Origin of the sequence: Flagellimonas eckloniae (assembly GCF_001413955.1) — a bacterium.
Taxonomy (GTDB): domain Bacteria; phylum Bacteroidota; class Bacteroidia; order Flavobacteriales; family Flavobacteriaceae; genus Flagellimonas; species Flagellimonas eckloniae.
Genome location: NZ_LCTZ01000002.1, coordinates 2,008,435 through 2,026,787 on the forward strand (window position 1 = coordinate 2,008,435; position 18,353 = coordinate 2,026,787).

Annotated in this window: 13 protein-coding genes; 11 read left to right on the forward strand and 2 right to left on the reverse strand. The window is 35.4% G+C overall.

Going from position 1 to position 18,353, the window contains the following annotated elements:
• Positions 1–49: 49 nt before the first annotated feature.
• From AAY42_RS08575 to AAY42_RS08625, 10 genes are all read left to right on the forward strand, one after another.
• Positions 50–577, forward strand: coding sequence for a sigma-70 family RNA polymerase sigma factor (locus tag AAY42_RS08575; RefSeq protein WP_055394228.1), 528 nt, complete (start codon positions 50–52; stop codon positions 575–577).
• A gap of 57 nt (positions 578–634) precedes the next feature.
• Positions 635–1,522 (forward strand): PhzF family phenazine biosynthesis protein, encoded by an 888-nt coding sequence (locus AAY42_RS08580; RefSeq protein WP_055394230.1) that lies wholly within the window; start codon positions 635–637, stop codon positions 1,520–1,522.
• Between the two features lie 155 nt (positions 1,523–1,677).
• Positions 1,678–2,151 (forward strand): SRPBCC family protein, encoded by a 474-nt coding sequence (locus AAY42_RS08585; protein WP_055394232.1) that lies wholly within the window; start codon positions 1,678–1,680, stop codon positions 2,149–2,151.
• A gap of 125 nt (positions 2,152–2,276) precedes the next feature.
• On the forward strand, positions 2,277–2,843 hold the full coding sequence (locus AAY42_RS08590; RefSeq protein ID WP_055394233.1) for a Crp/Fnr family transcriptional regulator: 567 nt from the start codon (positions 2,277–2,279) through the stop codon (positions 2,841–2,843).
• A 62-nt stretch (positions 2,844–2,905) separates the two neighbouring features.
• On the forward strand, positions 2,906–3,358 hold the full coding sequence (locus AAY42_RS08595; RefSeq protein ID WP_055394235.1) for a DoxX family protein: 453 nt from the start codon (positions 2,906–2,908) through the stop codon (positions 3,356–3,358).
• Between the two features lie 125 nt (positions 3,359–3,483).
• Positions 3,484–4,038, forward strand: coding sequence for a dihydrofolate reductase family protein (locus tag AAY42_RS08600; protein ID WP_055394237.1), 555 nt, complete (start codon positions 3,484–3,486; stop codon positions 4,036–4,038).
• A gap of 149 nt (positions 4,039–4,187) precedes the next feature.
• Positions 4,188–4,709 carry a GNAT family N-acetyltransferase gene (locus AAY42_RS08605; protein ID WP_055394240.1) on the forward strand — a complete coding sequence of 174 codons (522 nt, stop codon included), beginning with the start codon at positions 4,188–4,190 and terminating at the stop codon, positions 4,707–4,709.
• Positions 4,710–5,056: 347 nt separating this feature from the next.
• Positions 5,057–5,773 carry a DJ-1/PfpI family protein gene (locus AAY42_RS08610; RefSeq protein WP_245625605.1) on the forward strand — a complete coding sequence of 239 codons (717 nt, stop codon included), beginning with the start codon at positions 5,057–5,059 and terminating at the stop codon, positions 5,771–5,773.
• 201 nt (positions 5,774–5,974) lie between these two features.
• Positions 5,975–6,526: a GNAT family N-acetyltransferase gene (locus AAY42_RS08620; RefSeq protein ID WP_055394244.1), complete on the forward strand. Its 552-nt coding sequence runs from the start codon at positions 5,975–5,977 to the stop codon at positions 6,524–6,526.
• 289 nt (positions 6,527–6,815) lie between these two features.
• The gene (locus AAY42_RS08625; RefSeq protein WP_055394246.1) at positions 6,816–11,006 is read left to right on the forward strand and encodes a hybrid sensor histidine kinase/response regulator transcription factor; all 4,191 of its coding nucleotides are present in this window, start codon (positions 6,816–6,818) and stop codon (positions 11,004–11,006) included.
• A 275-nt stretch (positions 11,007–11,281) separates the two neighbouring features.
• Here the strand turns inward: AAY42_RS08625 and AAY42_RS08630 are convergent, their stop codons facing one another.
• Together AAY42_RS08630 and AAY42_RS08635 are read right to left on the reverse strand one after the other, a co-directional pair.
• The gene (locus AAY42_RS08630; protein ID WP_055394248.1) at positions 11,282–13,066 is read right to left on the reverse strand and encodes a RagB/SusD family nutrient uptake outer membrane protein; all 1,785 of its coding nucleotides are present in this window, start codon (positions 13,064–13,066) and stop codon (positions 11,282–11,284) included.
• Between the two features lie 23 nt (positions 13,067–13,089).
• Positions 13,090–16,329, reverse strand: a complete 3,240-nt coding sequence (locus AAY42_RS08635; protein ID WP_055394251.1) for a SusC/RagA family TonB-linked outer membrane protein — start codon at positions 16,327–16,329, stop codon at positions 13,090–13,092.
• A gap of 803 nt (positions 16,330–17,132) precedes the next feature.
• Here AAY42_RS08635 and AAY42_RS08640 point away from each other — a divergent pair.
• Positions 17,133–18,353 carry a glycoside hydrolase family 88 protein gene (locus AAY42_RS08640; RefSeq protein ID WP_055394254.1) on the forward strand — a complete coding sequence of 407 codons (1,221 nt, stop codon included), beginning with the start codon at positions 17,133–17,135 and terminating at the stop codon, positions 18,351–18,353.

Consider the following 18,353-nt stretch of genomic DNA (forward strand, 5'->3'; position numbering starts at 1 on the left):
GATTAAAAAGAGCTCAACGCCCATTAATTGCAAGCAAAAAACAAAAATTGTGAAAACTGAAATCAATGCTATTTGGATTGACCTAAATGAAGAACTTTATAAGTTCATTTTAGGAAAAGTAAAAGATGAACAAACCTCAAAAGATATTCATCAAGAGGTTTTCATAAAAATTCAAACTAAAATTCATCAGCTAAAGCATACTTCCAAACTCACTTCTTGGGTTTATCAAATTACAAGAAACACCATTATTGACTACTTCAGAAAAGTAAATAACAACATATCAATAAGTGATTTAGAAATTCCAGAAACGGAAGCTGATAATTTTGATTATTCAAACCTAACAAACTGTATCAATCAAAAAATAGAAAGCCTATCAGCTGCTCATAAAGAAGCAATTATTTTGACATCCTTTAAAAACTACTCTCAAAAAGAGCTAGCAGAACATTTGAAAATCTCATATTCTGGCACAAAGTCAAGAGTTCAAAAAGCCAAGGAGATTTTAAGGGAAAATATTTTGGATTGCCCAAATGTAGAATCTGATAGCAAAGGAAAATTACTAGACTTCGAAAATAATTAAAATTAGCTACGTCTTTTTCAAATTAGCTACGTCCATTAGATATAAAACATAATATAAATGGACAATTCAAAAGTAGTTACAGTACAAATTCTTAGTGCTTTCGCTGAAAACGGCAAAGGCGGTAATCCAGCAGGTGTGGTCTTAAATGCAGATAATTTATCTGATAAAAATAAGCTTGACATTTCTAAAAAAGTAGGTTTATCAGAAACCGCTTTTGTTTCAAAATCCAAAACTGAAGATTTTAAACTGGATTTCTTCACACCAAACAAACAAATAGCGCATTGTGGGCACGCCACAGTGGCAGCATTTTCTTATTTAAAACAAATAGGCACTTTAAAGAATGATAGCTCTTCAAAAGAAACCATAGATGGGAAACGAAAAATAGAAATGATTGGGGACCTTGCGTTTATGGAGCAGTTGGCTCCAAAATATGTTGATGTTAGTAATAAAGAAAGTGTAATCTTAAAATCCTTGGGATTAAAAAAGAATGATATTCTACCCAAAGCACCAATTCAACTTGTAAATACTGGAAACTCATATATATTGATTCCTGTTAAAAACGAGGAAATTTTAAAAAATATAGTTCCAGATTTTGACCTAATAAGCGAAATTAGCGAAGAGTTTGATTTAATCGGTTACTATGTGTTTTCTAACAATACGGAAAATACTAAATATGATGCTACCTCAAGAATGTTTGGACCGCATTATGGAATATTAGAAGAAGCAGGGACAGGAATGGCAGCCGGACCGCTTGCATGTTATTTATTTGATGTTTTAAAAATTAAAAAAAGTGCTTTTCATATTCAACAGGGTAAGTTTATGAAAGAGCCTTCTCCAAGTTTGATTATTGTTAACCTACGAATAGAGAAAGGAAAAATTAAAGACTTAATGGCTGGTGGAAAAGGAGTACTAAATAGACAATTAGAGGTTAAAATAAATATCTAAATGCTTGTGCGTAACACTATAAATAGCAAATAGGTGATTAGTGTATAATCCAAAGATTGATTTATTTTTATGCAAAGTGGCTAAACTGAAATAATCATTTGTTTTCTACCCCACTTGCTATATACTAACTGTTGTATAAAATTAAATAGGTAGCAATGAAAGAAACTGTCAACTTTGCCAAATCGGAATTAGGAATACGCAGGCCAGTCAAAGAGGTTTTTGAGGCATTTACTAATCCTGATATAACCGCTAAATTTTGGTATACCCATAGTACAGGAAAACTTGAAGAAGGTGTACATCTAGAATGGAAATGGGAAATGTATAATTTGGTTGTCCCTGTGAATGTTCTCGAGATTATAGAGAATCAAAAAATACTCATAGAATGGGGACAAGGAATACAAAAATCAACCGTAGTATGGGAATTTAATTCAGTAAACGATAATCTGACATTTTTGACCATTCAAAATTATAACTTCCTTGGAAATGGTGACGAGCTATTAAACCAAATTAAAGATTCGACCAAGGGATTTACATTTGTCCTATCTGGATTAAAAGCTTGGTTAGAGCATAAAATTCAATTGCGATTAGTAGACGATGCCTTTCCAAAAGAACTAATGACAAAGCAATAAATTATACACAACAAGAGCTATAATTAATATGGGATTTAATGTTTAATTGAAAGCTTAGTGCTTTTAATTCACGCACTAATCATAGCCAAGACCTTTATACACAAGCAAATAAGAGCACTTCGCAGATGAATGAAATCAGAAATTTTATTCAAAATATCACTCCAATCAATGATTCTGATTGGCAGTTTTTCTCTTCAAAATTACAGGAAGTAGAGCTCAAAAAACATTCCATCCTATTGAAATTAGGAGCGGTTGAAAACCATTTGTCTTTTATAACAAAAGGAATAGTTCGTTTTCATGTTCCAGGAGAAGAAGTCGATCTGACTTTTGGCTTTTTATTCGAAAATGAATTTGTAACAGGTTATGATTCATTTTTAACACAAACCCCTTCTGAATACCAAATTGAAACCTTAACAGATACCATTTTATGGAAAATTTCGCACAAAGACTTGAAAGAAGTCTACGAAAAAACATCTGTCGGAAATATTATGGGACGAAAAATGGCTGAGAATATGTTTCTAATAAAATCAAAGAGAGAACTTTCCTTATTGAGTAAAACAGCAGAAGAACGATATTTGGACTTATTCTCTTACAGGCCAAAATTGTTACAACAAATTCCATTAAAATATATTGCATCATACATTGGCGTAACGCCACAAGCATTAAGTAGAATAAGACGACGTATTACTTAACTTGGGTTCATTGCTTTTACTTCGGTGCTTTCTGATCTTTATTTTTCAATAATTCCGAAAACATGAAACCACTACTAGTACTATTATTAAGTTTTACCATCTCCATTTTTGCAGTTAAAATCTTTAAAAAAGAATACGATTTTGCTATATCTGCCAGAATTGCTATGTCAGCGATGCTCGTATTTACGGCTATTGGACATTTTGTATTTACAAAAGGAATGTCAATGATGATTCCTAAATTTATTCCTTTTAAAGAAAGTTTTGTTTACCTGACAGGATTATTTGAAATCTTAATTGCAATAGGACTTCTAATTCCTAGGTTTAAATATATATCTGGATGGGCACTACTAATTTTTCTTCTGCTAATGTTACCAGCTAACATTTATGCGTCAATTCATCATGTGAATTATCAAAAAGGAACATTTGACGGACATGGTCTTCCATATTTGTGGTTTAGAATTCCTTTACAAATCCTTTTTATAGTTTGGACTTATATTTGTTCAATCCGAATGTAATCTCAAGGAAAAGGCAGTGACTAACAATATGAATACTTAATTGCTTGTACCTCTGAGGCTCATAAAATCCTGCGGATTTTTCTAAATTTCGGTTCGCTTTTGTTAGATTAATTGCAATTTGAGTAATGAAAACTGAAAAATCAAGAATAACAATCCACATGGTTTCCAGTCTTGATGGATTTATTGCCAAGAAAGATGGAAGTGTTTCTTGGATGCACTCAAAAGATACTTACGAAAAAGGAGTTGAGCTGACAAAGGAATACATTGCCAAATTCCTTGAATCAATAGACTGTTACATTATGGGTTCACGGACTTACGAACACGCCATTGAACTTGGTTGGCCATATGGAGAGATTCCGGTTTTCGTATTAACAAATAGGAACCTAAAAACGGACAAAAAAAGTGTACAATTTCTATCAGGCGACTTGAACGAAATTGTATCTGACCGGTTAAAAACCCAATACGAGAATATATGGATGGTCGGCGGAACTATGCTGACAAAGGAATTCCTTCGTCTTGGACTAGCTGATGAGATAAACATAACCATAATCCCAACTCTTTTGGGAAGCGGAACACTCTTTTTTGACTACATTGAAAAAGAAATTTCATTGCATTTAAAAGACGTGACCGCCTTTAAGGATGGAATGGTTGAAATAGTATATCAGATAAAAAAGGAATAAAAAAACAGTGGCTATAAGTAGTGGCACAGTTCTCGCGTTCTCCTGAAAATCCTAGTGGATTTTCAGTTTGGTTTGTACTTGCAAAGATTAATGCTAAACCACGCAAATACTTTTGGCCAAAACCGTAAAGCATAAGCTATAATTCACAAATGAAATTAAAAAAAGCGTCAATAAGAAACATCAACGATTTAAAAAAAATCTGTATCGATGCATATTCCCTGAATTTCCATAACCACTGGAACGATGGCGGACTAGAATGGTATTTGGATAATGAGTTTAGTATGGAAAGGCTTACTTCGGATTTGAACGATGAAAACATCGAGTATTATTTTATTGAACACAAATTAAAAGTGGTCGGATTTATAAAAATTAAGATGGAACCCACCAAAAATTTATCCTTTGGCAATAGTGCAGAATTGGAAAAAATCTATGTCCTTCCAGAATGCAAGGGAATGGGAATTGGAAAATTAGCCTTAAAAGAAATTAGTAGTAGGATTAGGGAGAGTGGGAAAAAAAATCTCTTCTTATGTGTAATTGACACCAATAAAAGTGCAATTGCCTTTTATGAAAAGCTTGGATTTGAATTTCACAGCAAAACGACTTTGGATGTACCATATTTTAAGGAAGAACTTAAGGGAATGCACAGAATGATGAAAATATTGAATCAATAAAAGCCAATTGCCAATAATGGCAATAAAGTGCTAAATTGAATGACTTGTGAGTGTGTACTAAGTCTACCAAATCTTTTGGATTTGACTTTTAAAGTGAAAAAGATTAAAGCAAGAAAAGCTTTGGCTACAAAACGTTTCCCTTGTCTTGACCTACTTGCCATATCCAAGACCGTTGACAGCAATGTCCCTTCCCCATTACATTTATGACAGAAAACTAGCAAAAGGAACAACCATCAACTATATTTATACCTATGGGGCGAGATGATGGCCTCACCGCAAGACAGCGCCCCACAACGCCATAAACAAAAACCATTGGCAATACTAATAGCTTAAAAAATCATCGATATATGAACATAAAACTCAAATTGAAAATTCCATTGTTCCGATTATTTGTTGCCCTACAAATGTTAATTGGAATAGCCTATGTAAACGCTCAGAAACAGGATAATACTATTGAAACAGAAAAAAATATGGAGATTGCTTTTATAATGTTCGAAGACTATGAGACTTTAGATGTCTTTGGACCCGCAGAAATTTTCGGTCGTCTAACAGATCAATATACGCTCAAGTTTTATTCACTTGAAGGAGGAGTGATCACCAATAGACACCGAGTTCCAATTATGACCGAAAAACTAGACACCATGAGAAACAATCCCGAAATAATATTGGTTCCCGGTGGTATGGGCACCAGAAAAGAAATCAATAATTCAAGACTTCTTCATAAAATCAAAGAACTGGCGCAAGAAAGTGAATACGTGCTTTCGGTATGTACTGGAAGTGCACTTCTTGCAAAAACCGGTCTTTTAGATGGTAAGGAGGCCACTTCCAATAAAAGGGCTTTTTCATGGGTTTCATCTCAAGGTATCAAGGTTGACTGGGACAAAAAAGCAAGATGGAAAATAGACGGGAAATACTATACCTCCTCGGGTGTAAGTGCAGGTATGGACATGGCATTCGGTTTCTTGGCAGATAGGCATGGGATTGATTTTGCAAGAAAAATAGCTAGGGAAATTGAATACAATTGGATTGAGGATAAGGATAACGATGATTTCGTTGCGGAGTAAATACTACTGTAAAGAAGGGTTATTATTCATTGCCACTTTTGGTTAACTTCAAACTTTTAAACAAATAAATCGGCTGGATTTCGTTGTGGACATTTCCCTTTGGAACATAAATTCGCTTAAGAATTACGTTCCCCTTTTGACAATTGCCCTCAATGGGCTTTGTTCGGGAAAACTGCAAATCAATATTAATCTGAACTAAAAATGAACGGAATTTCATTTGGAAAAGCAAAACTATCGGACGCTTTAAGAATATCTGTTTTACTTAAAACTGTCTATATTCAGACATACGCAGTTGAAGGAGTTACCTTTGAATTTGCGAATTTCATTACAAAAAGGTTTTCTTTAGAAAACATAGAAAATCTAATACAGAATAATCCAAGCAGATTGATAATCGCTTATCAAAATGGGAATCCGGTTGGAGTTGCTGAAATACTTTATGACAGTACCTGTCCAATAAGAAATATAGCTGTTCCGGAATTAAGCAAGTTATATGTTTTAGAAAGGTTTTACGGAAAAGGAGTTGGGTTCAGACTTATGAATGAGGCTGAAAAAGAGGTGCTTAAAAATGGATTTAAGGAATTTAATCTTGAGGTTTATATCAACAATGTTAGAGCAATAGCTTTTTACCAAAGACAAGGTTATACTTCTATAGGTAAGGTCGATTTCCCAATGGAGTCCAATACCTATGAAAACTTGGTAATGAATAAATTGTTGAGCCTGGAATCGGTGCTCAAAAATAGTGGGCGAAGTTGAAAACTCTTAAAGCGATAACCAACAAGTTTTCGAAAGTTGAAATTTCTAAAAGCCAAGATTAAAATCTTGGCTTTTTTGATTTTGACACATCGCTTCAAACACCATCTTTTCAATTTAATTTTAGGAAGTCAAGCACAGTCATGTTGGGCTATGAACATAATTCAACAGCATTGTATATATTGCATTATTTACTCAGCCATTACAGCAAATTTTCTTATCTTAAAAGTTTATTGGCTTTACTTTTTGGTAAACCAAAAAATGCATGTTTCACAGAAATAACTAAACCTAAATGAACGTAAAAATATATGGCATTGTCCTATGTTTTTTTGTGCAATTTTTAGCCACAGGGCAATTTAATAACTTCAAGTTTGAAAATCTAGATACGGTAGATGGATTATCGAGTAGTACATGCTTGACCATATTTCAGGATAGGGAAGGCTTTTTATGGTTTGGAACCATAGATGGCCTAAACAAATATGATGGCTATGAATTTGAAATTTACAAATCTATTTTAAACGATTCCACCTCAATCAGCAATAACAGAATCAATGCCATTGAGGAAGATTTACTTGGAAATTTATGGGTGGGCACCAACAATGGCCTAAACTGTTTCAACAAAAAGACGAATAGTTTTTTACGTATCAATCTGTACAGACAATTAAGCCTCGCCAACAATCCACGAAAGTTTATAAATGATCTCTTGTTCGATACCGTAACAAATACCTTATGGGTTGCCACTAATAATGGGGTCATCAAGGTTGCCTTAAAAGATTTTGAGCAAGATCCTGAAAAACTGGAGATTTTCTATTACTTCAATGATGAATCCAATTTGTCTTCCCTAGACAACAATAATGTAAATTTTATTGTAAAAGATAATGACAATGTTATTTGGGTGGGCACCAATGGACAGTATCTAAACCGATACAATGCAAAGAAGGATAATTTTGAAAGAATACAGATTGAAAGCAAAAAAGAGTATGAGCTAAACCATATTCCAAAAAATATTTTTGTTGATTCCGACAACGATTTTTGGATTGGAAATGATCTTTCAAACTTGATTTTCTGGGATAGAAAAGAGAATACTTTCACCCACAGATCATTTACCGAGAATAGTATAGCCGTTAGAGATCTGTATCTGGACAAAGATGGATTGATTTGGGCATCTACAGATGGATATGGTCTGTTCTTGTTGGAAAAAAATACTGTTTCCGTTATACAGAACTTAACCAATAATTTTTCGGATCCATTTTCGTTACCCAACAACAAACCTTCAAAAATATATGAAGGGTCCGACGGGATTTTCTGGATAGGAAGTTACGATAAGGGCATAAGTAAACTAGATCTCTCCCAGTATTCCTTTGGACATTATTATTATCAACCTGACAATCCAAATGGGTTAAATGAGAAGATAATCCAATCTGTTCTGCAAGATTCCAAAGAAAGAATTTGGTTAAGTGCCTATAATGGTGGGTTAAATCTTTTTGATGAAAAGGAATATTCTTTCCAACACTTTAGCCACGACCCTAATAATTCGAGAAGCTTAAGTTCAAACAAAATCCTATATACGTTTGAAGACAATGATGGTGCCATCTGGGTATGCACGCTAGATGGAGGCTTGAATAAGTTTGATCCAGAAACGGGCAATTCTGAACGATTTTTGCACAACCCTGAAAATTCTTTTTCAATTGGCCAAAATTCTGTTTGGGGTGGAGTACAGGATTCCAAAAATAGACTGTGGCTAGGCTTAAGAACCGAAGGTCTAAGTCTATATGATCCCAGCACCAAAAAGTTTTTCAATTATAAGAACATCTCTGTAAAGGAAAATGGTTTGGCCAGCAACATGCTTTTCTATCTGTTTATTGACTCTAAAAACCGTCTTTTTGTGGGCACTTCGTTGGGGTTGAACTTTGTTGATTTAAACCAATTGCCAGAATTTATTCCAAAGGATATTCCTTTTTCTGAAATTAAGGAAAAAGGGATAGAGGGCAATTTGATCAATCATATTACCGAAGACCACCTAGGTAATATTTGGATTGGCGCCGATAGCGGGATTTACATGTTAGACCCGGAACTTAACGTAGTGAAATCGTATTCTTCACAAAATGGACTTCCCAACAACCTGGTTGTTGGCTTAGAACAAGACCACAACCATAACTTTTGGATTACGACCAAAAGTGGATTGTCCATGTTGAACCCTGAGACAAACCAGTTCAAAAATTTTAATATCCATGATGGGCTTCAAGGCTCGGAATACCAAAGCAAGTCAATCGAAAAAACCAAGGATGGCCGAATACTGGCTGGAGGAATCAACGGTTTTAATATTTTTCATCCCGATGATATAAAATTGGATGCAACTGTTGCCCTTTTACCCAAAATAACATCTCTAAAATTGAATAACAAACAGGTTGTTGTAGGGGATACCATTAATAATAGGGTCTTGCTCAGTGAATCTTTGGAAAATGCCTCAAACTTAAAATTAAAGCATCATGAAAACTACATTGCCTTCGAATTTTTGGCGCTACATTTTGAAAACCCAGAGCAGGTACAATATGCTTACAAATTAAATGGACTGGACAACGATTTTGAGACCATAGGATACGGAAGAGATGTAAACTACTCCAATTTAGTGCCAGGCGACTATACTTTTGAGGTAAAAGCTTCATTGGATGGACAATGGGAAAATGCACAAAAAGCAACAGTTGAATTTCAAATTCTTTCCCCACCTTGGAAAACTTGGTGGGCCTATATACTATATCTTATTGCGGGTCTCTCTATAGTCTGGATAATATTGCGTTACTATACGCAAAAAGTACAGGAGGCCCAAGAACATGAGCTAGATCAAATGAAGCTTCAGTTCTTTATAAATGTATCACATGAATTTAGAACCCCTTTGACGCTCATACTTAATCCGGTCGATAAAATCTTATCCAGTCTTACTTCGAATCCTGAAACAGTAAAAAACTCAGCCTTATCAATCCAAAGAAGTGCCAGAAGACTCTTGCATTTGGTAAATCAATTGTTGGATTACAGAAAAATGGATGTGGGCATGGCTCCCTTACGGTTGGAGAAAGGAGATATCATAAAGTTTAGTGAAGATATTTTTTCCCTGTTTATTGGTTTGGCCACTAGAAAGGAAATTGATTACAGGTTTACGTCCTCTTCGGAAAACATAACTTCCCTTTTTGATTTTGATAAGGTTGAAAAAATTATAACCAATCTTATTTCCAACGCCATTAAGTACACAAATCCTGGAGGTGAAATCATGGTTTCCATAAAGAAAATATCAGAGACCAAAAATAAATCCAACCTTCCCTTCCTTAAAAAAGAACAATCAGAGAATTACGTTGAAATTACCGTAAAAGATTCAGGGGTCGGTTTGGATAAAGAGCAAATGAAAAACATTTTTTCCCGATTTTACAATGTGGATATTACAAAGGCCGGTACTGGAATTGGACTTAATTTCACCAAAGCTTTAGTTGAACTACACGGTGGGCAAATTTTTGTGGAAAGTCAATATAAAAAGGGAAGCAAGTTTGTAGTACGATTGCCTTTGGATATCAAAGCCGAACCTGAGGAAGTTGAAAACATTAAAGATGAGTTTTTGATCAACTCAATGAAATCTGTAGAATATGAAATGTCTATTGCCAATGATGAACTTATTTCCAAAGCCAAAAGCACTAACGAAAGTGAAATAAAGAAATCGACAATTTTACTGGTTGAGGACAATAGAGAGCTTCGATTGCATTTAAAAAATGACCTTCAGGATCATTATAGTGTTTTGGAAGCCAAAAATGGTGAAGAAGGCATTCATATGGTAAAAAAGCACTTTCCAGATTTAATTATAAGTGATGTGATGATGCCCATTATGGATGGATTTGAAATGTGCAAATCATTAAAGACTGAATTTGAGACCTGTCATATTCCAACGATACTATTAACGGCAAGAAGTTTGGAGGATGACCGTATTGAGGGCTATAATAATGGAGCGGATGCCTATTTGGCCAAACCTTTTGTAACCAGTGTACTTAAAGCCAGAATCAAAAACTTATTGGAAGCTAAAAAAAGGCTTCGACAAAGATTCTCTGAAATTGGAGGGTTATTCCCCTCAAGTGAGGTTACTTCCAACAATATGGATGAAGTGTTTTTGGACAAAGCAACCAAGATTATTCTGGATAATATTGATGACATAGATTTTAAACAAGAAGATTTATTGCATGAATTAGGAATAGGCCGATCTCAGTTCTACAGAAAGATAAGTTCTCTCACGGGTAACAATCCTAGTTATTTTATCCGCACCATACGATTACGATATGCTTCAGAATTGTTGCTGAAAAACAGTTATTCCATCAAGGAAGTAACCCATATGTCCGGCTTTAATTCCTCCGCCTATTTTAGCAAAACATTCCGTGAATTATTTGGTTTGACTCCTTCGGAATTTATTGATCAAAAAAAGGAAGCAAATACAATTCCCGTTAAATAAACTGTCTTTATACATTTGTCCATAATACTTCATCCAATTATTTAGAACTATTAGATCTATATATCTCGTTTTTTAGGAGAAAGAGATGGATACGTGAATGGATATTAAAACTAAATCCAACTTTTAGAAGAAGTGATTTACACGGAACCATAAAAGGTTGCAAAAGGGTCTTAATATTCTAAATTTAGACTAATATCATCGCAAAAAAAAGCAGCTGTAGTTTTCTCTACAGCTGCCTCAAACTAAACAAACTAACTCAAATTAATACTTACTTTTTAATACCCTGGATTTTGCAGTAAATTTTCATTCAACCCTGTTTGAGCTGTGGGTAAGGGGAATAAATAATCTTCACGGGTAAAGTTTCGAAGTGATGAAGGATATACTACTAGACATCTTCTATCACCAACTCCAGTTGTGGTGGTTTCTTCTGGGAAGCCATAACCAGAAGGATCATATAAATCAGGGTTTCCATCATATGCGGTACCTTCTATAACAGCACCGAAAATGGTTTGGTTTAATTCTTGCTCGGCAATACCCCATCTCTTTAAATCATTGAACCTTGTAGCTCCTTCTGCATATAGCTCAATTGCACGCTCTCTTCGAATCTCAGCGCCAATATCCATGCCATTGGTAGCTAAAAAGGTATTGCTGATTGGTGGTAATCCTGCTCTATCCTTAACCAAATTGATAGACTCATTCATTTCTACATCCGTAAGGCTGCCATTTAACTCATACAAAGCTTCGGCATACATTAAATATACTTCAGCCAGACGAAGCAATGGCATGTCATATGCTTCTGTAGTTGTTGCTCTATACGCCTCATCGGTTCCCCAAAGCCAACTCATGAACTTTGAATTTCTATATCCAAAATTATTTGTTCCATTTAAAACCTCATCTTCATTTTCAGGTAGCTCACCAAGATTTCTATGATACGTAAAATAAGCTCTCATCCTATAATCCCTGTTTAAGAATTCATCTGCCTTATTAAAATATCCTTGAAATAATGGAGATTGATCAATAGGCAAGCCATCGGTACATAAAAACATGTCTATGATTTTTCTACTGGGTTTTACCCTTCCTTCATAGACATGACTCAAAAGTGTTGAAGCTTGTCTAAACGTAAAATCGTATTTAGCATAAAATATGAACTCCTTGTTTGACGCTTTGTCTAATCCAGCAGGGTTGGACCCACTATCTTCCAGATTAAATAGGAAATTTGAACTTAAATCATCAAGGTCATCATTGTAATCCCAAAGTTCAAAGGTACCAGAATCCATTATTGATTTACATAATGTAGCAGCCTCCTGTAAATATGCATTGATGTTTGAAGGGTCATTCCCTGCACTACCAGCACCGGAAGAAGTACCATCACCATCAGTTGTGGTTCCTACATATTTCATCCAAGTGGCTTCATGCAATAAAACCTCAGCCTTGAATCCCATGGCAGCTTCCCTACTAATTTTACCCTTATCCTCAGAAGCTATATTAGCTTCATTGGGCAAACCAGCAATAGCATCATCCAAATCCGTTAAAATCTGGGCTACAACTTCATATCGGCTATTACGTGGGGCAAACAATTGCTCAGAATCAGCAGCTAATGGTTCTGTTACCAGCGTAACACCACCAAACCGTTGTACCAAAAAGAAATATTGCCAAGCTCTATGAAATTTTGTGGCAGCTACATATTCTGCAATACTTTCTTCTCCTTCATACGTCTCTGCTCGCTGCAGTAAAAGGTTCATGTCCCTAATTGCTACATAGGCACTTGAATAATACCCATCATTTTCATCTGGCTGGGTATCTCCCCTACCATAGATTTGCATATCACTGTCCTCAACATAACCAACTAAATCAGACCCGTGATCTGCATAAATCCCTTGATCTCCCCATCCAAGTAAGTCTGTATAAAACCGGTTAGATCCTTGCTCAAAGTGTTCAGCTTCGTTATAAAAAACTGCGTCTGTGATTGCAGCTGGCGGTGTTAAGTCTATAAATTCGTCTGCACAAGATGCAAAGAGCACCATAACGCATGGTAATAGTATATATATAATTTTTTTCATTGTATATAATTTTAGTAGTTATCTTAAATGGATATTCTTAAACCTAATGCCCACGTACGCATAAATGGATATGCACTATTATTTGAACTTTCTTGGAATTCTGGGTCATAACCATCTTTTACGCTAGTAAACTCAAATAAGTCATTTCCTGAAAAATAAATACGGCATGTATTAATTGGTGTATTCCCTATTCTTAATCCTGGAATGTTGTATCCTATAATAAGGGATTTTAACCTAATGTATCTATTGTTTTGTAGAATATGATCTTTAAATTGATAATTCCATCTAGATAATCCGCGCTGTGTAGTCAACCTAGGAAACTCCGCATTTGGGTTATCCTCTGTCCATGTTCTACCCAACCAAGCATTCGATTGGTTCTGCCATTCTGCTTGAAAAGGTTGAGCAAAATAACCTGTTCTATAAATTTGATGATCTATGGCACCTTGAAAAAATGCGGTAAAATCCCAATTCTTATACTTTATGTCAAAGTTTAAACCATATACATAATGGGTAGCATTATCTCCATGGTATGTTAAATCATCTGTAGTAAGACTTCCATCTCCATTGGAATCCACAACACGCATGTCTCCTGGTCGTAATGCATCGTTTGAAGTTTGTGATGGTAAAATTCCCCCAGCATCAAGACTGGCATAATAGGCATCAACCTCTGCTTGAGTAGAAAAATAACCGTTCGTCTCATACAGATAAAAAGAGTTGATAGGTTTACCCAAAATATTTTCCGAATCATCCACGTCATTTAAACCGGCAACAATGGATTGGGCACCATCATACTTGGTAATCTCATTTCTGGCATCACTCATGTTTGCACTTACGCTTATATCGAAATCACCAATTTGATCTCTCCATCCCAATTGCGCTTCCCATCCGTTGGTTTCCAAAGTACCTATGTTGGTAAAAGCAGTTGAAGTTCCAAGTATAGCTGTGGTAATCGGCCTAACAAGCATTCCTTTATTTTCTTTCTTAAAAAAATCTAGGGCACCAAATACCTTACTATTAAATAACGCAAAATCCAGGCCAATTTCTGTTGTTGCAATACGTTCCCATGTGGTGTTGGTACTAACTAAACCACTTGCCCTTGAAGTTACTTGCTCACCTGCATTGGTTTGGCCAAAAACAGTAGATCCAAATTGAACTGTTGACAGGTATCCGAAATCACCGATACCGGAAGTACTTCCCAATTCACCATAACCACCTCGAATCTTTAGGAAAGATACAACATCGCTATCCTTAAGAAAGTCTTCAGAGCTTATAACCCAACCTCCGGAAATACTACCGTAATTGGACCATTTTTGTCCATCAGCAAACCTTGATGAACCATCTCGTCTTCCTTGTAATTCCAATAAATACTTGCTTTTATAATCATAATTTAGACGACCAATATAACCGAAAAAGCCCCATTCGCTTCCGCCACCACTTGTAGTAACTTGTTGATCTGTTGCTCCTAAATTTATATCGTATACCCCATAATCAATAAACCCATTTCTCCTCATGTTATACTCATTAAGTATATTTTTCTCAGCTTCAACAGCCAACAGTCCAGAAAAATTATGGTCCCCAAAACTATTGGTATAGTTTAAAGCTCCTCTAAAGTTCTTATAGGTAATGTTACCGTCATTGTTTTCTGGTCCAGTCCCCTCCTCAATAAAAGTATTGTTGTTTATATTATTTGAGAAATCCCCGTCCCAACTGTAAAGAGGAACAGACACCTGATATTGTTGGTATTCGCTATTTTGCCTTCTAACTGCATAAGATCCTGTAAGATTTAGATTGTCCGTTAGTTTATAAGTGGCTTGTGCAGATATTCCTATTTGCTCAACTGCTTTGTTAATTCTACCTGCTTCGCTAACATGTGCTACAGCATTTCTATCACCAGTAATATTAACACCACCAAAATTAGCGTAATATTGCCCCTGAGGGTTAAGCGTAGGAAATAAGGGTGCATCCCACGTAGCAGCTTCCCTGGCCAAACCTTCCGCAGGTCCTGAAAAAGTATTGTGAAGATAGCTGATATTCGTGTTAAGACTTAGTCTATCACTAATCTCAATACCATAGTTTACTGAAAAATTGTATCTATCCTCAAGATCATCCGCAACTATCAAACCTCCAACATTTTTGTCGTATCCTGCTGAAATACGGAAATTACTTACTTCATCTCCACCAGATACACTAACGTTATGTTGACTAGAGTACGAGTTACCAAACATTTCATCAACCTTGGCTGAATTACCTAACCAGATTCGTCCATTAATGGGAAGATCATAATATCCTTCTTCGCCACTGGCAATTCTTGCCACCGTCTCACGATCATTCCAAAAGAAATAACGCGGAGGTTTACCAGATGCAATATCTTCATCAACTGCTGCTAAATATAATTGTCCATATTGTGACATTGTTGGTGAAGGTGGACGAATACCTACAGTACCAATACGTAAAATGGTGTTTACGTCAACGGTAACTTTTCCTCTACCTTTTTTAGTGGTTACCAAAATTACCCCACCAGCGGCACGAGAACCATAAACCGATGCGGATCCACCTTTTAAAACACTAATGCTTTCAATATCATTAGGGTTCATTTCATTAAAGGTTGTTGAATTTATTGCAGGAATACCGTCTATAACAATAAGAGGTTGTATTCCATTAATGGAAGAAGCTCCCCGAATAAGAAAGTTTATCCCCTCATCACCAGGTCTAGATGAATTACGGGTAACTACCAGGCCAGGAGTTCTACCTTGAAGTGCTAGTGCAGGATCACCAGTTGCTATATCCTGGAAAACTTCGGATTTTACTTGTTCTATTGAACCAGTAAGGGTTTCCTTTTTTGCGGTACCATATCCAACGACCACAACTTCATCCAGATTGGTAAGATCCGGATCCAATGATACATTAATAGTACTATTGCCACCTACTGCAATTTCTTGGGTTGCGAAACCTATAGATGAAAACTCCAATATACTATCGGAAGACGAAACCGTTATGGCATAATTACCATCAAAATCGGTAACCGTACCATTTGTGGTTCCTTTAACTATAACATTAACCCCAGGAAGAGGGCTATTATCATCGCTGCTTGTTATTGTCCCTGTTATTGTTCTGTCCTGATTGTCCTTTACAGTAAATAACTCTTTCGCAGTATTCGCTACTGCTGATGCATGTGTTTGTTCAACACCGAAAACTAAACAGCCTACTATACAGCATAGCCTAGTGAAAATTTTCAGTTTTGTTTGGTTGTGTAGTTTAATCATAAAATTTCATTTTAAAGGTTCTTAAACTGATGTATTGTAAAAATCTCAGTGCTTAAATTGCCGTATTGACAATTGTTAAGCCAATGTTAAAGATAATTAGCACTCCAAATGATAAATTATTATTCAATGATGATAAATTATAGTTCATTATAAAAAATGCACTATAAAATCATATAGGAAGAAGATTTATATAAGAAAAATCTTATAGGATTTCATCTTATTTTAAGGTTAAATTTTGATTAATTTTTAACCAACCTAACCCCAACCATTTTTTAAATCTCAACCATAAAATATCCGCCACCTACTAAAATCATAACTTCAATTGAATAGCAATAGATAATCTCCATATCAATATAACTCCAGATAAAACCCTGTATTTAAAAGGGTTTGCAATAAAAATGAAATGATATGGCTCCTGAAAAAATCAAGTTTTCAATGATTCTTACTACTGTGGCCCAACCTTTTTTATTTCAAGGTATTTCAATAATAAAGGATAGCTTTCAATATCCATAGTAAACCTTAGGTCAATTTCGAACTTTAAAAATCTTATTGTTGATGCTGAAGTAATTCATAGGTGGATTTTTAGTCAAAACGCCCTCCGAAAGAATGATAGTTTATAGCTTTTGAATGATAATTTATTAGAGTTGGCAACCTTTCTATTTAAACTTGTTAAAACTTTATTTACGCTCTCATAAATACTCAATTATCACATTTATAAATAGTTAGAATTTACCCAAGTGATTCTTTCAAATACAATCCAATAACAATACAAAAAAGGAACCCTTTTTTTAAGATAATTTAAAATGAACAACAAAATAAAAGCTTTTTCCATATTCATCACAGTACTAATGCTACACTCCTGTGGCACCAATAAAAAAAAGGTATCTGGATTTGATTCTACAACCGTTCTGGACCTAAATGTTTCAAAAACCAAGGAAACACTCAAAGAATTGAAAGATGTAGATGGTTTTGCAAGAAATATTCCTAAAAATAAAACCAATTGGGAACTTGTTGGAGTAAAAGATTGGTGCAGCGGGTTTTGGCCAGGCTTTTTATGGTATACTTATGAATATTCTGGAGATGAATCAATTAAAAAGGAAGCTGAAAGATTTACCGCCCCTATAAAATCCATAGCCTATAGCCCTGCAAGAAACCACGATATCGGTTTTATGATTTATAACAGTTTTGGAAATGGCTACAGATTAACGGGCAACAAGGAGTACAAGGATGTGCTTTTGGCAGCTGCAGATACCCTGGCTACCCTATACAATCCTAAAGTAGGGTCCATTCTTTCTTGGCCAACACAGAAAAAATATCGTCACAATACCATCATAGATAATATGATGAATCTGGAATTGCTGTTTTGGGCTTCCAAAAACGGTGGTGACAAAAATTTATATGAAATTGCAGAAAGTCATGCCAAGGTAACCATGAAAAATCTTCTAAGACCAGATGGTTCGCTCTACCATGTAGGGTCTTTCGATGAAGAGACCGGAGAATTTATCAAAGGGGTAACGCATCAAGGTTATGCAGATGATTCTATGTGGGCCAGAGGCCAATCTTGGGGCATATACGGTTTTGCAATGGCGTATAGAGAGACAGGGAATCCTGATTTTATGGAAACATCAATGAAATTAGCAGATCACTTTTTAAAGCGTTTACCCGAAGATGGTATTCCTTTTTGGGATTTTGACGACCCAAAAATTCCCAATGCCCCCAAAGATGCTTCGGCAGCAGCAATAGCAGCTTGCGGAATGCTTGAATTATCCAAATTGGTTAAAGACAATGCCCTTAAGGACAAGTATATTGATGCGGCTAGGCGTTTTGTCGAAATACTTTCTTCCGAAGCGTACTATAGCGGTGATACAAACCAAGCCTTATTGTTACACTCTACGGGGCACCATCCAAACAATTCAGAAATAGATGTTCCAATTATCTATGCCGATTATTACTTTATGGAAGCGCTATTACGGTTAAAAAATATAGAAGAAACCAAAAAGAATCAAGAACTGGTCAAGTCCTAA